Genomic DNA, 19668 nt, shown 5'->3' on the forward strand with positions numbered 1-19668 from the left:
TTAATGAATTTTCTACAAATTTTAGAAAAAACAATCAAAAATATGATTTTTTGTGTTTAGGGTATTGAAATTTCCTATATTATTTTATAAAATAAGGGTAAAAGACTATGGAAAAGTAATACGCTTACAATGAAATGGAAGCGGTTACTAAAGGAGGATTTTATGGAAAAAGGCCATTGGAATCGTAAAAGAGTCTACAGCATTCGTAAGTTTGCCGTAGGCGCTTGCTCTGTCATGATTGGAACCTGTGCGGTTCTATTTGGAGGAAGTGTCATTGGAGAATCACCAGTTTTCGCGGATGAAACTTCTATCGCCCACACTGTGGAACAAGCAAAAGAGGAAAGTCCGGCAGTGGAGGAAAAAGGAGATCAAACTGTAGCAGAGCACAAGGATGCTGCAAGTGTCGACCAAAGTCAAGCTGCTCCCATTGAAGCAAGCAAACCAGAGGTGAAAGAAGAGGAACCTGTAGTTCCAAAAGAGGAGAAAGCATCTCTAAAACCTGAAGAAACAGCACCAAAGGTAGAATCTCAAGCTTCAAGTCAAGAAAAACCTGTTAAGGAAGATTTGAAGGCTGCGACAAATGAAGAAGTAAATCAAATGATTGAAGACAGAAAAGTGAATTTTAATCAAAATTGGCACTTTAAACTCAATGCAAACTCCAAAGAAGCTGTGAAACCAGATGCAGATGTTTCGTCATGGCAAAAATTGGATCTCCCACACGACTGGAGTATCTTTAACGATTTTGACCATCAATCACCTGCCCAAAACGAAGGTGGACAGCTCAATGGTGGTGAAGCTTGGTATCGTAAGACCTTTAAACTTGATGAAAAAGATCTCAAGAAGAATGTTCGTTTGACCTTTGATGGGGTCTACATGGATTCTCAAGTCTATGTCAATGGCCAGTTAGTGGGACATTATCCAAATGGTTATAACCAGTTCTCTTACGATATTACTAAATACCTCCACAAAGATGGTCGTGAGAATGTGATTGCTGTCCATGCGGTTAACAAACAACCAAGTAGCCGCTGGTACTCTGGTAGCGGTATCTACCGTGATGTGACCTTGCAAATGACAGATAAAGTTCATGTTGAGAAGAATGGGACAACCATCTTAACACCAAAGCTAGAACAACAGCAACATGGCAAGGTTGAAACGCATGTGGCCAGCAAAATCGTCAATACAGACGATAAAGACCATGAACTGGTGGCAGAGTATCAAATCGTTGAACGTGGTGGTCAGGCTGTAACAGGCTTGGTTCGTACAGCGAGTCGTACCTTGAAAGCACATGAGTCAACAAGTCTTGATGCTATTTTAGAAGTTGAACAACCAAAACTCTGGACCGTTTTAAATGACAAACCTGCCTTGTACGAATTGATTACGCGTGTTTACCGTGATGGTCAATTGGTGGATGCTAAGAAGGATCTGTTTGGTTACCGTTACTATCATTGGACTCCAAATGAAGGATTCTCTTTGAATGGTGAACGCATTAAATTCCATGGTGTTTCCTTACACCATGACCACGGAGCGCTTGGAGCAGAAGAAAACTATAAGGCAGAATACCGTCGTCTCAAACAAATGAAGGAGATGGGCGTTAACGCCATCCGTACAACTCATAACCCTGCAAGTCCACAGACCTTGCAAATCGCAGCAGAACTTGGTTTGCTCGTTCAGGAAGAGGCCTTTGATACTTGGTATGGTGGTAAGAAACCTTATGACTACGGACGTTTCTTTGAAAAAGACGCTACTCACCCAGAAGCTAGAAAAGGTGAAAAATGGTCTGACTATGATCTTCGTACCATGGTCGAAAGAGATAAAAACAACCCAGCTGTCTTCATGTGGTCTATCGGAAACGAAATCGGTGAAGCCAATGGTAATGCTCACTCTCTTGCAACGGTTAAACGCTTAGTAAAAGTGATTAAAGATGTTGATACTACACGTTATGTTACCATGGGAGCAGATAAGTTCCGCTTTGGTGATGGTAGCGGTGATCATGAGAAAATTGCTAATGAACTGGATGCAGTTGGTTTCAACTATTCAGAAGACAACTACAAGAAACTTCGTGCGAAACATCCAAACTGGTTGATTTACGGTTCGGAAACATCTTCAGCTACCCGTACACGTGGAAGTTACTATCGCCCTGAACAGGAATTGAAACATAGTAACGGACCTGAGCGCCATTACGAACAGTCTGACTATGGTAATGACCGAGTTGGCTGGGGTAAAACGGCAACAGATTCATGGACATTTGACCGTGACAACGCTGGCTATGCTGGACAGTTTATCTGGACAGGTACGGACTATATCGGTGAACCTACACCATGGCACAACCAAAACCAAACTCCCGTTAAGAGCTCTTACTTTGGTATCGTAGATACAGCCGGTATTCCAAAACATGACTTTTATCTCTACCAAAGCCAATGGGTTTCTGCCAAGAAGAAACCGATGGTGCACCTTCTTCCTCACTGGAACTGGGAAAATAGAGAATTGGCATCGAAAGTTGAAGATTCAGACGGAAAAATTCCAGTTCGTGCCTACTCAAACGCTGCAAGCGTAGAATTGTTCTTAAATGGTCAATCTCTTGGAGTTAAGAAGTTCAACAAGAAACAAACCAGTGATGGCCGTACCTACCAAGAAGGTGCCAATGCTAAGGAACTCTATCTTGAGTGGAAGGTTGCTTATCAACCAGGTACTTTGGAAGCTGTAGCTCGCGATGAAGCTGGAAACGAAATTGCACGTGATAAGATTACGACTGCAGGCCAACCTGCAGGAGTTCGCCTCGTCAAGGAAGAACACGCAATCGCTGCAGATGGAAAAGACTTGACTTACATCTACTATGAAATCGTAGACAGTGAAGGAAATGTGGTACCAACTGCCAATAATTTGGTTCGTTTCCAATTGCATGGACAAGGTCAACTGGTTGGTGTTGATAATGGGGAACAAGCCAGTCGTGAACGCTACAAGGCACAACCTGATGGTTCTTGGATCCGCAGAGCCTTTAACGGTAAAGGGGTTGCCATTGTTAAATCAACTGAGCAAGCAGGTAAATTCACCCTTACTGCCCACTCTGATCTCTTGAAATCGGACCAAGTCACTGTCTTTACAGGTAAGAAAGAAGGACAAGAAAAAACTGTTTTAGGTACAGAAGTACCAAAAGTACGTACTGTTATTGAGAAAGAGCCAAAAATGCCGAAGACAGTCGGTTTTATCTACAGTGATGGCAGTCGTGAAAAACGTCCAGTCACTTGGTCTTCAGTTGATGTGAGCCAAGCAGGAGTTGTGACTGTTAAAGGTATGGCAGACGGACGCGAAGTTGAGGCCCGTGTCGAAATTCTAGCAATCGCAAATGAGCTTCCAACTGTTAAGCGTGTTGCTCCAGGAACAGACTTGAGCGCTGTTGATAAATACGTTTCTATTGCTGTTACGGATGGAAGCGTACAAGAATACGAAGTTGATAAGTGGGAGATTTCGGAAGCAGATAAAGCTAAACTGTCAGTTGCAGGATCACGTATTCAAATGACTGGTCAACTGGGTGGTGAGACTATTCACGCTACCCTTGTAGTAGAAGAAGGTAATCCTGTGGCACCTGCAGTACCAACTGTAACTGTAGGTGGCGAGTCTGTCGCTGGTCTTACTAGCCAAAATCCAATGCAATATCGAACTCTTGCTTACGGTGCATCCTTGCCAGAAGTTGTAGCAAGTGCTGAAAATGCGGATGTTACTGTAGTCCAAGCAAGTGCAGCAAACGGCATGCGTGCAAGCATCTATGTTCAACCAAAAAATGGTGGACCTCTTCAAACCTATGCAATTCAATTCCTTGAAGAAGCACCGAAAATTGACCACTTGAGCCTACAAGTAGAGCAAGCTGACGGTCTTAAAGAAGACCAAACAGTGAAATTGTCTGTACACGCTCACTATCAAGACGGAACACAAGCAGTTTTACCAGCTGATAAAGTAACCTTCTCTACAAGTGGTGAAGGGGAAGTCGCGGTTCGTAAAGGAATGCTTGAGTTACATAAGCCAGGAGCAGTCACTCTGAAAGCAGAATATGAGGGGGCTAGAGGTCAAATCGATCTTACGATCCAGGCCAATACTGAGAAGAAGGTTGCGCAATCTATCCGTCCAGTAAATGTAGTGACAGACTTGCATCAAGAACCTACTCTTCCAACAACAGTAACGGTTGAGTATGACAAAGGTTTCCCTAAAACTCATAAAGTCACTTGGCAAGCTATTCCGAAAGAAAAACTTGACTCCTATCAAACATTTGAAGTACTAGGTAAAGTTGAAGGAATTGACCTTGAAGCGCGTGCTAAAGTCTCTGTAGAAGGTATTGTTTCGGTTGAAGAAGTTAGTGTGACAACACCAATTGCAGAAGCGCCACAATTACCAGAAAGTGTTCGTACCTACGATTCAAATGGTCACGTTTCATCAGCTAAGGTTACTTGGGATACGATTCGTTCAGAGCAATACGCCAAGGAAGGTGTCTTTACAGTTAATGGTCGCCTAGAAGGTACGCAATTAACTACCAAACTTCATGTTCGTGTGTCTGCTCAAACTGAGCAAGGAGCAAATATTTCTGACCAATGGACCGGTTCAGAATTGCCACTGGCCTTTGCTTCAGACTCAAATCCAAGCGATCCTGTTTCAAATGTCAACGATAAATTGATTTCCTTTAATGACCGACCAGCCAACCGTTGGACAAACTGGAATCGTACTAATCCAGAAGCTTCAGTCGGTGTCCTATTCGGAGATTCAGGTATCTTGAGCAAGCGTTCAATTGATAATCTTAGTGTCGGATTCCACGAAGACCACGGAGTCGGTGTACCGAAGACCTATGTGATTGAGTATTATGTTGGTAAGACTGTCCCAACAGCTCCTAAAAACCCTAGCTTTGTAGGTGAGGAAAACCATGTATTTAACGATCCTGCAAACTGGAAAGAGGTAAGCAATCTCAAAGCACCAGCTCAATTAAAAGCTGGAGAAATGAATCATTTCAGTTTTGATAAAGTTGAGACCTATGCGGTTCGCATTCGTATGGTTCGACTTGATAGCAAGAAAGGAACATCTATCACAGAGGTACAAATCTTTGCGAAACAGGTTGCGGCAGCCAAACAAGGACAAACGAGAATCCAAGTTGACGGTAAAGACTTAGCAAACTTCAACCCTGATTTGACAGACTACTATCTTGAGTCTGTAGATGGAAAAGTTCCTGCAGTAACAGCAAGTGTTAGCAACAATGGTCTTGCGACGGTTGTTCCAAGCGTTCGTGAAGGTGAGCCAGTTCGTGTCATCGCGAAAGCTGAAAATGGTGACATCTTAGGAGAATACCGTCTACACTTTACAAGCAATAAAGACTTGCTCTCTCGTAAACCAGTTGCTGCGGTCAAACAAGCTCGCTTGCTACAAGTAGGACAACCACTTGAATTGCCAACTAAGGTTCCGGTTTACTTCACAGGTAAAGACGGTTACGAAACAAAAGACTTGGCAGTTGAATGGGAAGAAGTTCCAGCAGAAAATCTGACAAAAGCAGGTCAATTTACTGTTCGAGGTCGTATCCTAGGTAGTGATCTTGTTGCTGAGTTCACTGTACGAGTGACAGACAAACTTGGCGAAGCTCTCTCAAATAACCCAGAGTATGATGAAAATAGTAACCGCGCCTTTGCCTCAGCAACTAATGATATTGACGACAGTTCTCATGACCGTGTTGACTATATCAATGATAGAGATCATTCTGAAAATCGTCGTTGGACAAACTGGTCTCCAACACCATCTTCTAATCCAGAAGTATCAGCGGGTGTGATCTTCCGTGAAAATGGTAAGATTGTAGAACGGACTGTTGCGCAAGCCAAACTTCACTTCTTTGCAGATAGTGGTACGGATGCACCATCTAAACTCGTTTTAGAACGCTATGTCGGTCCAGAGTTTGAAGTGCCAACCTACTATTCAAACTACCAAGCCTACGACGCAGACCATCCATTCAACAATCCAGAAAATTGGGAAGCTGTTCCTTATCGTGCGGATAAAGACATTGAAGCCGGTGATGAAATTAACGTTACCTTTAAAGCTGTCAAAGCCAAAGCCATGAGATGGCGTATGGAGCGCAAAGCGGATAAGAAGGGTGTTGCGATAATTGAGATGACCTTCCTTGCTCCAAGCGAATTGCCTCAAGAAAGCACTCAATCGAAGATTCTTGTAGATGGAAAAGAACTTCCTGATTTCGCTGAAGATCGTCAAGACTACCAAATCACCTATAAAGGTCAACGTCCAAAAATCTCAGTCGAAGAAAGTAATCAAGTAGCTTCAACAGTTGTAGATAGCGGAGACGATAGCCTTCCAGTACTTGTTCGTCTTGTTTCAGAAAGTGGAAAACAAGTCAAGGAATACCGTATCCAGTTTACCAAGGAAAAACCAGTTTCTGAGAAGACAGTTGCTGCTGTACAAGAAGAACTTCCAAAACTCGAATTTGTTGAAAACGATTTGGCCTACAAGACAGTTGAGAAAAAGGATTCAACGCTGTATCTAGGAGAAACTCGTGTAGAACAAGAAGGAAAAGTTGGTAAAGAACGTATCTTCACATCGATGAATCCTGACGGCACTAAGGAAGAAAAACTTCGCGAAGTGGTAGAGGCTCCGACAGACCGCATCGTCTTGGTTGGAACAAAACCAGGAACCGCTCTTCCAGAAGATGAAGTGAAGAACCTAGTCCTTAACAGACCAGAACTTGTAGTCGAAGAAGAAACCATCGACTTCAAGATTCAGGAGCGTAAGACTGATAAGTTGTACCTAGGAGAAACTCGTGTTGTCCAAGAAGGTCAAAAAGGTGTCCGTCTTCACTTGATTGAAGTGGAAAATGGAAAACGTCAGCTTAAAGAAACTTACGATAAAGTCGTTGCTCAAGATCGTATTGTAGAAGTTGGTACTAAACCAGGAACTTCTCTTCCAGAAGATGAAGTGAAGAACCTCGTTCTTAATCTTCCAGAGCTTATCTCAGAAGAAGAAATCATTGATTTCAAAGTTCAGGAACAAAAGAATGACAAACTTCCAGCAGGTCAAACTCGCATCCTTCAAGAAGGAAGACAAGGTATCCGTGTTCACTTGATCGAGGTTGAAAATGGCAAGCGAACTGAAAAAGAAAGCTATGATAAAGTCATGGCTCAAGATCGCATTGTAGAAGTTGGTACGGCTAGTGAAACAACTAAACCAGTACCTCAAGAATCTACAAAACCACAAGTATCAGAAAAAGCAGATACAAAAAAAATTGTTTCAAGTGAAGCTAGTCATGTTCAAGAAGAACAGTTACCAAATACAGGAAGTGCAGAAAGTCAAGCAGCTCTAGCAGCAGGTTTAGCTCTTCTTGGCTTGAGTGCAGGTCTAGTGGCCACTAAAGGTAAAAAAGAAGACTAGAATGAATCAGTATTTCTTCTAAATGTATCTCAGAAAGACCAGGGAAACCTGGTCTTTTTGTATTCAATTCAAGACAAATAAAAATCCCAAATTTATATTATATTCAGAAAGAATGTTGGATATTATATAATTCTACTTGATTAGCAATTATATAAAGTAGTTGGAATAAATATTAAGATAATTCAAACTTATAAATAAATGCAATGTTTTCATATGTTAATTTTAAGTGCTTCTTATAAATGTAAGCTAGTTTTGTAGGCGTTCTGTCTCTTGAGAGAAAGCTTTATGTTGATAAAATAAAAATATAAGTTAAAATTTTACACAGTGTCAATATTTTATAAAGGGTAATAACCTTATATTATTACAAAAAAAGTTAATTTTGTTTTATAATAAAATTAAAGGAGGTTTCTATATTAAAAACAGAACCAATATGATAAATAATTGCAATTGCATACTGTAAGAACGTCTGTAAATGTGATGTAGTTTCATCAATGCGCCTCATCCATTTTAATGAATTTGAAAGGAGATGTTGTTGAGTTTTAACAATCATAGTTGGTCGTTTTATGTTTTCGGTTATTTAGAAAGGAAGAAAATGAAGAACAAGAAATTTTGGTTATCCATCCTAACTTCTCTGGCATGTGTTCTAGGGATAATCCTTGCTCCCAATTCAGCAGAAGCGAAGGAGCTAAAGAATGTTATCAGTAATATCGGAATTTGGGAAGTTGATAATGGTAAATTTATAAGTCCGGATGAAAATGGAATTTATAACCTTTCTCCAGAGCACCATGACTACTCAAACTATAAGTTCTCTGTGGAGTATGATTTGAGTGCCTATGATGGCAAATTGGAGGACGGTGATACCTTTACATTTACAGTCCCAAGTCCGTTAACCGTGAGAAATGAGAGTTTTGACTTGAAAGACAAAGAAACAGATCTCGTTATCGGGGAAACTCAAATTGTATCAAATGGGGATAATAATGGTGGTAAGGTAACTATTACATTAAAGAATCTGAAAGCTTACCTTGAGAAAAAAGGTGGCTATCAAGTTCAAAATGTCAAAGGGACATTCTTTGTTGGTTTTAGTTCTAAAAATGAACTAAGCAATGAGACGCTTCGATTTGATAAAACGGAAACCATAAATGAAATTACACACCAGATTAAGGTAAAAAGAGGCGAAGCATCTGATTATTCTGAAGGTATTGGACGTGCGAATTTTAGTAAGTATCATGGTTTGATTTATAAAGAGGATTGGACATCTAGTGCTCTAAATAAGAGTGGACAATATTTACACAGTTGGTATGTCCGAGCTAATCCGAAACAAGCTGCCTATAACAAAATTGAAATTCATGACTGGGTTGATCCTAATGCCTCACCGATGCAGATGATTCCAGAAACATTTAAAGTTACGGCAGGTTGGTACGATAAATCTTATTACTTTAAAGATGAGGTGGTCTTAGAAGCTGGTAAAGATTACCAAGTTAGTTGGAATGAGTCATATACCGATTTTACTTTAACAATTAACAATGCTTCTTCAATTGTTGCTAAGAACGGGAAACCTGCAGCATTTCGAATTAATTATAAAACAAGTGCTCCAGCTGATGGAACAAAAGTTCAGAATAATGCTGAAATGAAGGGTGATGACCAGATTCTTACATATGACGACTATAGTAATAAGACAGTCGTTAAGCAAATCGGAAACTCAGTAGTTGCTTCAGGCGGTACAATTCAGTTAGAAACTGGTTACCGTATCATTCTTTACAAGGTCGATGAGCTGACTCATGACCGTCTAAAAGGAGCAAAATTCAAGATTACTCCTCCGGCAGGAGCTACGGCTAAAGAGGAAATTGTAACGACAAATGATGACGGAATTGCTGAATCATCTATTTACTCAGAAAGTGATATCAAGAAAGGGAACTTTACAGTAACTGAGGTTCAGGCTCCTGAGGGATATGAGTTAAATCCTACTCCATTTGAGATGACTGTTGGACAAGACGGAGCTATCAAAACAGTTACAAATAAACGTAGCAAAGCTAAAGTTAAGATTAAAGCTAATAAAAAACTTACAGGACGTGAGTTAAAGGCTGAAGAGTTTGAATTCACTTTAACAGACCAAGATGGTAAGGTGAAAGAAACTGTGAAGAATGACAAAGACGGAAACATTGCTTTCTCAGAATTGGAATTCGACAAAGCAGGAACTTATACCTTTAAAATTGCTGAAAAAGCTGGCAGTGATACAAGCATCAAGTACGATACTAAAACTGTTACGGCTACAGTTACTGTAGCGGACAAGGGTAAAGGCGCACTTGAAGCAACTGTTTCTTACGATGATGAAAAAGCTTTCGAGAACACTTACACTCCAGCAAAAACGGAAGTTTCTGTTAAGAAAGTATGGAAGGACGAGAACAACCAAGATGGCAAACGCCCATCTTCTGTCACAGTTAAATTGCTTGCAGATGGTCAAGATACTGGTAAAACACTTGAATTGACTGAAGCAAATGGTTGGGCTGGAAGCTTCAAAGACCTTGATGCTGATAAAGGTGGCACACCTATCCAGTACACGGTAGTAGAAGTAACTGTTCCTGGTTACACTTCTGAAGTTACTGGTGATGCTGCATCAGGATTCACTATCACAAATAGCTATTTACCAGAAACAGTTGTTGTAAAAGCAACTAAGAACTGGGATGACGCGAACAACCAAGACGGCAAACGTCCAACCAAGATTACAATCAATCTTTTAGCAGACGGTCAGCAAGTTGATTCGAAAGAAGTTCAAGCAGCCGCAGACGGAACTTGGACTGTCGAATTCACGAAATTAGCAAAATATAAAGCTGGTAAAGAAATCAAATACACTGTAACAGAAGAAGCCGTAGCAGAATACGAAGCGACTATTACAGACTTTACCATCACAAACAAATATGCTCCTAAAGAAATTGACTACAAGGTAACAAAAGTATGGAACGATGCGAACAACCAAGATGGTAAACGTCCTGAGTCCGTAGCGGTTCAACTTTACAAAAAAGTAGGAGATGCTGATCCAGTAGCCGTTGAAGGTAAGAAATTAACCTTGACAGCTAAGGATAAGACAGACGCTAACACTTGGGTAGCATCATTCACAAATCTTCCACAATACGAAGCTGGTAAAGAAATTACTTACTCTATCGATGAAGTAGATGTACCAGCTGGCTATAAAGCCTCTGTAACTGGTCAAGTGGTGACTAACACTCATGACGTAGAAACAGTAGTTCTTTCAGGAACTAAGGTGTGGAAAGATAACAACAACCAAGACGGTAAACGTACAACATCTGTGAAAGTTCAAATTCTTAACGGCGACAAGGTTGTTCAAGAAATTGAAGTTTCAGAAAAAACTGGCTGGAAGTTCGAATCTAAAAAACTTCCTAAGTATGAGAATGGTAAGGAAATCAAGTACACTGTCAAAGAAACTGCTATGACAGAATACAAAGCAACCATCACTACAGACAAGGATGGTAAGTACACCATTACCAACGAACATACTCCAGAAAAAACAGCTGTAAAAGGTCATAAAATCTGGAAAGATGAAGATAACAAAGATGGCATCCGTCCAGCATCTATCACCGTAAAACTTCTTGCAGATGGTAAGGAAACTGGTCAGACAGCTACAGTGTCAGAAACAAGTGGCTGGACTTATGAGTTTACAGGTCTTGATCGTTATCAAGAAGGTAAGGAGATTGCCTACACTGTTGAAGAAGTGAATGTTCCAGATGGTTATACTGCTTCAGTAGAAGGTTACAACATTACAAATACGCACACTCCTGAAAAACCAACACCTGGCAAACCAAATGAACCAGGTAAGCCTAAAAAAGGTGGGGAATTGCCTAATACAGGAAGCGAGTCTAACCAAGTGGCTCTAGTAGCTGGAATCGCCCTACTTGGATTGGGAACAGGATTCTTGGCAAGACGCAAAAAAGAAGATTAAGTTTTTTAAACGGTATCTTTCACGAAATTTTGCAACACAGTTTAAAAGTAGAAACAAGTGTCAATGGAAATTGGCACTTGTTTTTTTGTAACTGACCCTGGTTCTACTACCGGATACAAGTGGATAGTTGCCACTTACTGAAAAGCTATTGTTTTCGCTACGAAATCCTCTATAATAGGTGACAAATAAAAAAGGAGATGTTGCATATGATTGAAACAAGATTACAAGATAAATTGAAGTCAGGTTTGGAGGTGGAAAATTTTCAAAAAGATGGGACTATCTATCTGTCTCTTAATCCAGATTATTTATCTGGAGATAATGCTAAATACATGACCATGTACAACCGTATGGCTCGCTGGTATGATATGAGTGAGAAATGGATAGGACCACTTCTCCACGGCAAGGCAATTGATAAGTTGAGAAAGGATCTGATGGAGGAAATAGAATGGAAGGATAATTTATCTGTTCTTTATGTCTCTATCGGGACTGGCCAAGACCTCCGTTATATTCCTGAGACAATTGACCTGAAAAGTTTAGACTTTGTAGGGGTAGATATTTCTATCAGTATGCTAAAAAAATGCCAGAAATCTTGCGCTAAAAAGACCAATCTGCAACTTTTCCATGCTTGCGCGGAGGATCTCCCCTTTGCGGATAATAGTTTTGACATTGTCTACCATATTGGCGGAATCAATTTTTTCAATGATAAGGCCAAGGCTATGCAGGAAATGCTACGAGTGGCGAAGCCAGGGACTAAGATTTTAATTGCAGATGAGACGGCTGACTATGTGGATCAGCAATATAAGAAAAATCATTTTAGTAAGGATTATTTTAAAGACGCTACTGTTGATTTGAGTGAAATTGAGAATGCTGTTCCAAGTGAAGTTAAGGAAAAGGAAATGAAACTTCTTTGGGATGAAAAATTCTACGCCTTAACATTTAGGAAATAAGAAAAAGTATCTTGGTAGAGCTTAGAAAGTAAGTATGAAGATAAAAACATTCCCTTAGACAGCTGTCTGAGGGAATGTTTTTTATGGGAGCATCATCAATTCGACAATCATAGCTATGTAGATGATTAAGGTAAGGAGAAAACCAGCTCTCCAGAAGAATTTGATGAATTTAGGGTAATAAAAACTTCGTTTTTTGACAAGGAAAAAGACTACAAGGAGGATTGCTAGGAGAGAAAGAGCAACACCGAGTCGCGGTAGAAAGTTGTGGGTAAAGGCTTTAGCAGTGATCAGATAGTACTCAAATACCAAAAGTGGAAAAGCTAGATCCGCGAAATTAAATCCTATTTTCCTAAGTCCGAAAAGCTTGGTGACAATAAAGCAAACCACCAAGGTTAATATCAATAATAAAATAGATGCTATTTTCATTAAAATCATACCCATATTGTATCATAAAAAAACGCTAAAGGAAATGAGAAACAAGGGAATTTGTAGGAAAGTCAGGCTTTTGAGATTGTAGGTGTTTTTTGTTATAATGAAAGTTATGAAATCTTATAATACCTTGAATGATTATTATCGAAAACTTTTCGGAGAAAAGACTTTCAAAGTTCCTATTGATGCGGGATTTGACTGTCCAAATCGGGATGGAACTGTAGCCCATGGTGGTTGTACTTTTTGTACGGTTTCAGGTTCTGGAGATGCCATCGTGGCACCGGATGCCCCTATCCGTGAGCAATTTTATAAGGAAATTGACTTTATGCACCGCAAGTGGCCAGAAGTTAAAAAGTATCTGGTTTATTTTCAAAACTTTACCAACACCCATGAAAAGGTGGAAGTGATTCGGGAACGATATGAGCAGGCTATCAACGAGCCAGGTGTAGTAGGTATCAATATCGGAACACGGCCAGACTGTCTGCCAGACGAAACCATCGAATATTTGGCTGAGTTATCGGAACGTATGCACGTGACAGTTGAATTGGGCTTACAGACTACCTTTGAAGCAACCTCTGACCTGATTAACCGTGCCCATTCTTATGAATTGTATGTGGAAACAGTAAAACGCTTGAGAAAGTATCCCAAGATTGAGATTGTTTCCCATTTGATCAATGGTTTGCCCGGTGAAACCCATGAGATGATGGTTGAAAATGTCCGTCGCTGTGTTACGGACAATGATATTCAAGGAATTAAACTGCACTTGCTTCACCTCATGACCAATACACGGATGCAGCGAGATTACCACGAAGGACGTTTGCAACTGATGAGTCAGGACGAGTATGTCAAGGTCATTTGTGACCAGTTGGAAATCATTCCCAAGCATATCGTCATCCATCGAATTACAGGAGATGCACCGAGAGATATGTTGATTGGTCCTATGTGGAGCCTCAATAAATGGGAAGTGCTAAATGCTATTGAAACTGAGATGCGCCGTCGTGGAAGTGTGCAAGGATGCAAGGCTGTAAAACAGGAGTTTAAAAATGAAAAGACCACTTGAGATGGCGCATGATTTTTTAGCTGAAGTCGTGACAAAAGAGGATATTGTTGTGGATGCGACCATGGGTAATGGCCATGATACCCTTTTTCTAGCCAAGCTAGCCAAGCAAGTCTATGCCTTTGATATTCAGGAGCAGGCTTTGGAGAAGACGCAAGAGCGTTTGGATCAGGCTGGAATGAAAAATGCCCAGTTAATCTTGAAAGGTCATGAGACACTAGACCAGTTTGTGACAGAAGCTAAGGCAGGGATTTTTAATCTTGGTTATTTACCTTCTGCTGACAAATCCGTCATCACCCAACCTCAGACTACTATCGAAGCCTTAGAAAAGCTGTGTCACTTGCTTGTCAAAGGGGGACGGATTGCAATCATGATTTACTATGGTCATGAAGGAGGAGACACCGAGAGGGATGCTGTATTGGATTTTGTTAGCCAGTTGAACCAACAAGAGTATACAGCTGCCATTTATCGGACTCTCAACCAAGTTAATAATCCACCGTTTTTAGTTATGATTGAAAAATTAGAAAGGTATAGACATGGATAAACAATACCTTCGTGAGAAGCTTGAGGCAATGCGCCAAAATTTTGTCGAGTCAACGCATCACGAGCGAGCAGTCGGGGTGCTCGACGAAGCACATATGAGCAAGAAAATGCTTAAAATTAAGAAAAAATTAGTGACTCTTGAAATGGAACGATGCCAGAAAAAAATTGAGCACAAAGACTGTTCTAAGATTGATCAGAAAATCCAAGAGCAAAAGGAGATTTTTGAATCTTGTTGTAAAAAAGATTAAGGAGGAATTGTGTGGAATTACTCATTTACTTGATTCTATTTTTATTTGTCTTAATCATTTCAACTACGACCAATAAAATTCTCCCTTTTTTGCCCCTTCCTCTTGTACAAATTCTTTTGGGGATTGGGATTGGTTTATTTGTTCCCGATGCGGACTTTCATCTCAATACAGAGCTGTTTCTGGCCATGGTTATTGGTCCCTTACTCTTCCGGGAGGCAGAAGAAGCAGATATTACGTCCATTTTGAAGCACTGGCGGATTGTTGTCTTTCTGATCTTTCCTGTGATTTTTATCTCGACCTTAAGCTTGGGGGGCATGGCTCACTTTCTTTGGATGACTCTTCCTTTGGCTGCCTGTTTAGCAGTTGGAGCGGCACTTGGGCCAACAGATTTGGTTGCCTTTGCATCTCTTTCTGAACGTTTTCGTTTTCCCAAACGGGTTTCCAATATCCTAAAAGGGGAAGGGCTCTTAAATGACGCTTCGGGTTTGGTTGCCTTTCAGATGGCTCTTGCTGCTTGGACAACAGGAACGTTTTCTTTCAGCCAAGCTGGAACTTCCCTAGCACTTTCTATACTTGGTGGTTTTGTAGTCGGTTTTGTGACGGCTATGGTCAATCGTTTTTTGCATAGCTTTTTACTGAGTGTACGAGCGATAGATATAGCCAGTGAACTATTGCTAGAGCTAAGTTTGCCGCTCATGACCTTTTTCATCGCAGAAGAGTTTCATGTTTCAGGGATCATCGCAGTAGTGGTTGCAGGTATTTTGAAGGCCAGTCGCTTTAAGAAAATTACGCTCCTTGAGGCTCAGGTAGACACCGTGACGGAGACCGTTTGGCACACCGTGACCTTTATGCTAAATGGATCAGTCTTTGTTCTCTTGGGAATGGAATTAGAGTTGATAGCAGAGCCGATCTTGTCTAATTCTCTCTACAATCCCCTTCTTTTACTGCTTTCAGTTGTCGTTCTGACCTTCTTACTCTTTGCGATCCGCTTTGTCATGATTGCTGGTTTTTACTTTGTGAGGACACGTCGACTTAAGAAAAAAATTCATAAGTACACGAAAGATATGCTTCTTTTGACCTTCTCTGGTGTCAAAGGGACAGTATCTATCGCGACTATTCTCCTCATACCAAGTCATTTGGAGCAGGAGTATCCTCTGTTGCTCTTTCTCGTAGCAGGCGTTACACTATTAAGCTTTCTAACAGGTTTACTGGTCCTCCCTCACTTATCTGAGGAACAAGAGGAAAGCAAGGATCATTTGATGCATATTGCGATTTTGAATGATGTAGCTGCAGAATTAGAAAAAGAACTGGACCATCACAAGAACAAACTTCCTCTTTATGCAGCTATTGATAATTATCATGGTCGAATTGAAAACCTCATCCTTAGTCTGGAAAATAAGAGAGTCCAGGAGGACTGGGAGTCCCTCAAACTTCTTATCTTAAGTATTGAGAGTGATGGTTTAGAGCAAGCCTACGAAGAAAATAGAATCAGTGAGCGTGGCTATCGAGTTTACCAACGTTACCTAAAAAACATGGAGCAGAGTATCAATCGGAACTTCGCTTCTAGAGTGACTTATTATTTCCTAGTTTCCTTACGGATACTGCGCTTTCTACTCCATGAAATGTTTACCTTTGGCAAAACTTTTCGTAGTTGGATGAATGAAGAATCTCGTAAACTATTAGCAGTTGACTATGATCAGATTTCAGAGTTGTATTTGGAAAATACAGAGCTGATTATCGAGAGTTTGGAAAACCTAAAAGGGGTTTACAAGAGTTCTCTGATTAGCTTTATGCAAGAGTCTCGTCTACGCGAGACGGCCATTATCGGAAGCGGTGCTTTTGTTGAGCGGGTTATCAATCGCATCAAGCCAAACAATATCGAAGAAATGCTGCGAGGCTACTATCTCGAACGTAAGGCAATCTTTGAATACGAAGAAGCTAAACTGATAACAGCCAAGTATGCCAAAAAACTACGACAAAATGTGAATAATTTAGAAAATTATTCTCTGAAAGAGGCTGCGAATACCTTACCTTATGATATGCTAGATTTAATAAGAAGAACTTAGATGATGAAGAAAATGACGGAGGATGAAACATGAAAAAGTGGTGGAAAGAGCTGATGGACAGGCCCTTATTGAAAGCTTTTTTGCATTATTATCAAGCATCTGATAGCGAGTTGACCAGTGTTGCGGTTGCCTACTATTGGTTGATTTCAATCTTTCCTTTGCTAATGATAATGGTCAATATTTTGCCTTATTTTCAGATTCCGGTCTCAAATTTCTTACTGACGATCAAGGAATTTTTGCCTGATACGGTGTATGATGTGGTCGCCAAGATTGTCCGAGAAGTTCTGACTCAACCATCGACTGGTTTGCTGAGTTTTGCTGTTTTATCTGCCCTCTGGACTTTTTCGAAATCAATGGATTTCCTCCAAAAAGCCTTTAACAAAGCCTATGGAGTGACCAAGAGTCGAGGCATTATCTCCCATCAGTTGATGAGTCTACTTGTTAGTTTTGGCTTGCAGATCCTTTTTGCCTTTGCCTTGTTTTTGAGTATGTTTGGTCGTATGTTGCTTAACCTCCTCAAAACTTACTGGCAATCAGACAGTCCGCTATTTTCTTACCTGCAAGACTTTACAGGCCCTCTGGTCTATGCCTTGATCTTTGCCATTCTAGTCATGATTTATTACTTCCTTCCAAAAGTAAAAGCACCACGAATCCGCTATGTTTTACCAGGAAGTGTCTTTGTCTTGCTAACTCTTATCTTTTTATTGAATATCTTTTCTGTCTACGTCAATAGTTATGTTAATCATCTGGTTGATGTCCGATTTTTCAGTTCCATTATCGTGGTAGTCATGATGTTCTGGTTTATTCTCATTGCAAAGATTTTGATTATCGGAGCAGTTATCAATGCCAGTGTTCAGAGTTTGAAAGATCCAAAGTTTGGTATAGAATAATTAGAAAAATCCCTATTAGGTTTCCTAATAGGGATTTTCTTAATAGATAAACATGGCATCTCCAAAACTGAAGAAGCGGTAGTGTTTTTGGATGGCATGGTGATAGGCATCTAGGACTAAGTCACGACCAGCAAAGGCAGAAACTAGCATAACAAGAGTTGACTTGGGAAGGTGGAAGTTGGTTGAAAAAGCATCCACAACCTTCCAGTCGTAGCCTGGTTTGATAAAGATATTGGTCCAGCCAGAATCTGCTTGGATTTGCCCATTAAACTTGGAACCGATGGTTTCCAGTGTGCGGATCGAAGTGGTTCCGACAGCGATGACGCGACCTCCCTTTTCCTTGACAGAGCGAAGGGTGGCAGCTGCTTCCTCAGAAAGCTGGTAGAATTCGGAGTGCATTTCATGTTCGTCTAGATTGTCTACAGAAACGGGTCTAAAGGTTCCGAGTCCGACATGGAGAGTGAGATAGACTAGATGAACACCTTTGGCTTGGATTTCTGCTAGCAGTTCTTTGGTAAAGTGCAGTCCAGCAGTTGGTGCAGCAGCAGAGCCACTTTCTTTGGCGTAGACCGTTTGATAACGTTCACGGTCATCTAGTTTTTCGTGGATGTAGGGCGGTAGTGGCATTTCACCCAGACTTTCCAAAACTTCTAGGAAAATTCCTTGGTATTCAAAGCGGACAAAGCGGCCCCCGTGGGTCAATTCTTCCGTAACGACAGCGCTGAGGCGACCATCACCAAAGTTGACACGAGTCCCGACCTTGAGGCGTTTGGCAGGTTTGGCGAGAACCTCCCACTCATCTCCACTGGTATTTTTGAGTAGGAGAAGCTCCACATGGCCTCCAGTTTCTTCCTTTTGACCATAGAGGCGGGCAGGGAGAACGCGAGTATCGTTCATGACAAGGGCATCACCTGGTTCCAGCATGTCGATAATAGAGTGGAAGTGTTTATCCTGCATTTCTCTCGTCTCACGATTGACGATGAGGAGTTTGGAGGCATCTCGCTTTTCAAGGGGTGTTTGGGCAATCAATTCCTCAGGCAAGTGGAAATCAAAATCAGCTGTATTCATATATCTGTTCATTCTTTCTAAGTTCTAATCCTATCCATTATAACACGTTTCAAGTTTGGACGCTCTTTTTTTAGAAATTAAATCGTTTTCACTTGACAAAAATTGGTCTATACCATATAATAAATATAGATTAAAACGGAGGATGAAAAGATGAAAGTTATTAAAGTTGAAAACCAAGTCGAAGGTGGAAAAGTTGCTTTTGAGATTTTGAAGGAAAAATTAGCCAATGGCGCTCAAACATTGGGACTTGCGACAGGAAGTAGTCCACTTGAGTTTTACAAAGAAATCGTTGAGAGTGACCTTGATTTTTCAAATCTAACCAGTGTGAACCTTGATGAGTATGTAGGGCTTGATGGGGACAATCCACAATCTTACCGTTACTTCATGCAAGAAAACCTGTTTAACCAAAAACCATTTAAGGAAAGCTTCTTGCCACGTGGTGTTAAGGATAATGCTGAAGAAGAAGTTGAACGCTACAACCAAATTTTGGCTGACCATCCTGTTGATTTGCAAATCTTGGGAATCGGTCGCAATGGACATATCGGATTTAATGAACCTGGTACTCCATTTGACAGTCAAACACACCTTGTAGAGCTGGACCAGTCTACTATCGAAGCCAATGCTCGCTTCTTTGACAAGATTGAAGACGTTCCAACCCAAGCTATCTCAATGGGGATTAAAAACATCTTGGATGCCAAGTCAATTATTCTCTTTGCTTACGGTGAATCAAAAGCAGAAGCTATTGCCGGAACAGTGTCTGGACCAGTGACTGAGAGTCTACCAGCAAGTAGTCTGCAAAATCACCCTGATGTGACGATTATTGCGGATGCTGAAGCGCTCAGCTTGCTTGAAAAATAAAAAGTATAAGAACCACTTGCTCTTTGGAGTGAGTGGTTCTTTGATGCTTTATAAATAGCAGGAATTTTTTATTATATTCTAAGAAAGGTTAATTTAGTTTGTAAAATAATTTATTTGAGAGATAAAACATTAATATAAATATTCCTAAAAACAAACATAAAGAACGCTCAATATAATAATATTTAAAAGCTTTGCTTATTTAATAG

General features: G+C 40.6%; 11 protein-coding genes. 9 read left to right on the forward strand and 2 right to left on the reverse strand.

All coding sequences use genetic code 11. From position 1 onward, the window contains the following. Positions 1–162 precede the first annotated feature (162 nt). From bgaA to CO686_RS02825, 3 genes are all read left to right on the forward strand, one after another. A complete protein-coding gene (gene bgaA / locus CO686_RS02815; RefSeq protein WP_096753475.1) occupies positions 163–7401 on the forward strand; it encodes an LPXTG-anchored adhesin/beta-galactosidase BgaA in 7239 nt (2412 codons plus the stop codon). Positions 7402–7993: 592 nt separating this feature from the next. Beyond that, a complete protein-coding gene (locus CO686_RS02820; RefSeq protein WP_096753476.1) occupies positions 7994–11356 on the forward strand; it encodes a Cna B-type domain-containing protein in 3363 nt (1120 codons plus the stop codon). A gap of 206 nt (positions 11357–11562) precedes the next feature. Then, positions 11563–12303: a class I SAM-dependent methyltransferase gene (locus CO686_RS02825; RefSeq protein ID WP_049549785.1), complete on the forward strand. Its 741-nt coding sequence runs from the start codon at positions 11563–11565 to the stop codon at positions 12301–12303. A gap of 81 nt (positions 12304–12384) precedes the next feature. Here the strand turns inward: CO686_RS02825 and CO686_RS02830 are convergent, their stop codons facing one another. Next, positions 12385–12744: a DUF3397 domain-containing protein gene (locus CO686_RS02830; RefSeq protein WP_000525394.1), complete on the reverse strand. Its 360-nt coding sequence runs from the start codon at positions 12742–12744 to the stop codon at positions 12385–12387. A gap of 91 nt (positions 12745–12835) precedes the next feature. Between CO686_RS02830 and mnmL the strand changes: the two genes are divergently transcribed. From mnmL to CO686_RS02855, 5 genes are read left to right on the forward strand one after another with little or no spacing between them, the layout of a single operon-like run. Continuing rightward, a complete protein-coding gene (gene mnmL / locus CO686_RS02835) occupies positions 12836–13792 on the forward strand; it encodes a tRNA modification radical SAM protein MnmL/YtqA (protein WP_049549786.1) in 957 nt (318 codons plus the stop codon). After that, positions 13776–14333 carry a tRNA 5-(aminomethyl)-2-thiouridylate-methyltransferase MnmM gene (gene mnmM, locus CO686_RS02840; RefSeq protein WP_000828419.1) on the forward strand — a complete coding sequence of 186 codons (558 nt, stop codon included), beginning with the start codon at positions 13776–13778 and terminating at the stop codon, positions 14331–14333. Before mnmL ends, mnmM begins: the two co-directional genes overlap by 17 nt. Next, a complete protein-coding gene (locus CO686_RS02845) occupies positions 14326–14580 on the forward strand; it encodes a hypothetical protein (RefSeq protein WP_000361097.1) in 255 nt (84 codons plus the stop codon). Before mnmM ends, CO686_RS02845 begins: the two co-directional genes overlap by 8 nt. Positions 14581–14591: 11 nt before the next feature. Beyond that, positions 14592–16646, forward strand: a complete 2055-nt coding sequence (locus CO686_RS02850) for a cation:proton antiporter (protein ID WP_000421605.1) — start codon at positions 14592–14594, stop codon at positions 16644–16646. 29 nt (positions 16647–16675) lie between these two features. Next, a complete protein-coding gene (locus CO686_RS02855) occupies positions 16676–17536 on the forward strand; it encodes a YihY/virulence factor BrkB family protein (protein WP_000759517.1) in 861 nt (286 codons plus the stop codon). A gap of 39 nt (positions 17537–17575) precedes the next feature. Here the strand turns inward: CO686_RS02855 and queA are convergent, their stop codons facing one another. Beyond that, positions 17576–18604, reverse strand: coding sequence for a tRNA preQ1(34) S-adenosylmethionine ribosyltransferase-isomerase QueA (gene queA, locus CO686_RS02860; RefSeq protein WP_001090170.1), 1029 nt, complete (start codon positions 18602–18604; stop codon positions 17576–17578). A 150-nt stretch (positions 18605–18754) separates the two neighbouring features. Here queA and CO686_RS02865 point away from each other — a divergent pair, with 150 nt between their 5' ends. After that, positions 18755–19462 carry a glucosamine-6-phosphate deaminase gene (locus CO686_RS02865; RefSeq protein WP_000864609.1) on the forward strand — a complete coding sequence of 236 codons (708 nt, stop codon included), beginning with the start codon at positions 18755–18757 and terminating at the stop codon, positions 19460–19462. Positions 19463–19668 lie beyond the last annotated feature (206 nt).

The organism is Streptococcus oralis (assembly GCF_002386345.1).
In the GTDB taxonomy this organism is placed as follows: Bacteria; Bacillota; Bacilli; order Lactobacillales; family Streptococcaceae; genus Streptococcus; species Streptococcus oralis_S.

What these genes read in the sequence shown, in the direction of transcription:
- bgaA (WP_096753475.1), top strand. Translation starts at nt 163, where the DNA reads ATGGAAAAAGGCCATTGGAATCGTAAAAGAGTCTACAGCATTCGTAAG.
- CO686_RS02820 (WP_096753476.1), top strand. Translation starts at nt 7,994, where the DNA reads ATGAAGAACAAGAAATTTTGGTTATCCATCCTAACTTCTCTGGCATGT.
- CO686_RS02825 (WP_049549785.1), top strand. Translation starts at nt 11,563, where the DNA reads ATGATTGAAACAAGATTACAAGATAAATTGAAGTCAGGTTTGGAGGTG.
- CO686_RS02830 (WP_000525394.1), bottom strand. Translation starts at nt 12,744, where the DNA reads ATGGGTATGATTTTAATGAAAATAGCATCTATTTTATTATTGATATTA.
- mnmL (WP_049549786.1), top strand. Translation starts at nt 12,836, where the DNA reads ATGAAAGTTATGAAATCTTATAATACCTTGAATGATTATTATCGAAAA.
- mnmM (WP_000828419.1), top strand. Translation starts at nt 13,776, where the DNA reads ATGAAAAGACCACTTGAGATGGCGCATGATTTTTTAGCTGAAGTCGTG.
- CO686_RS02845 (WP_000361097.1), top strand. Translation starts at nt 14,326, where the DNA reads ATGGATAAACAATACCTTCGTGAGAAGCTTGAGGCAATGCGCCAAAAT.
- CO686_RS02855 (WP_000759517.1), top strand. Translation starts at nt 16,676, where the DNA reads ATGAAAAAGTGGTGGAAAGAGCTGATGGACAGGCCCTTATTGAAAGCT.
- queA (WP_001090170.1), bottom strand. Translation starts at nt 18,604, where the DNA reads ATGAATACAGCTGATTTTGATTTCCACTTGCCTGAGGAATTGATTGCC.
- CO686_RS02865 (WP_000864609.1), top strand. Translation starts at nt 18,755, where the DNA reads ATGAAAGTTATTAAAGTTGAAAACCAAGTCGAAGGTGGAAAAGTTGCT.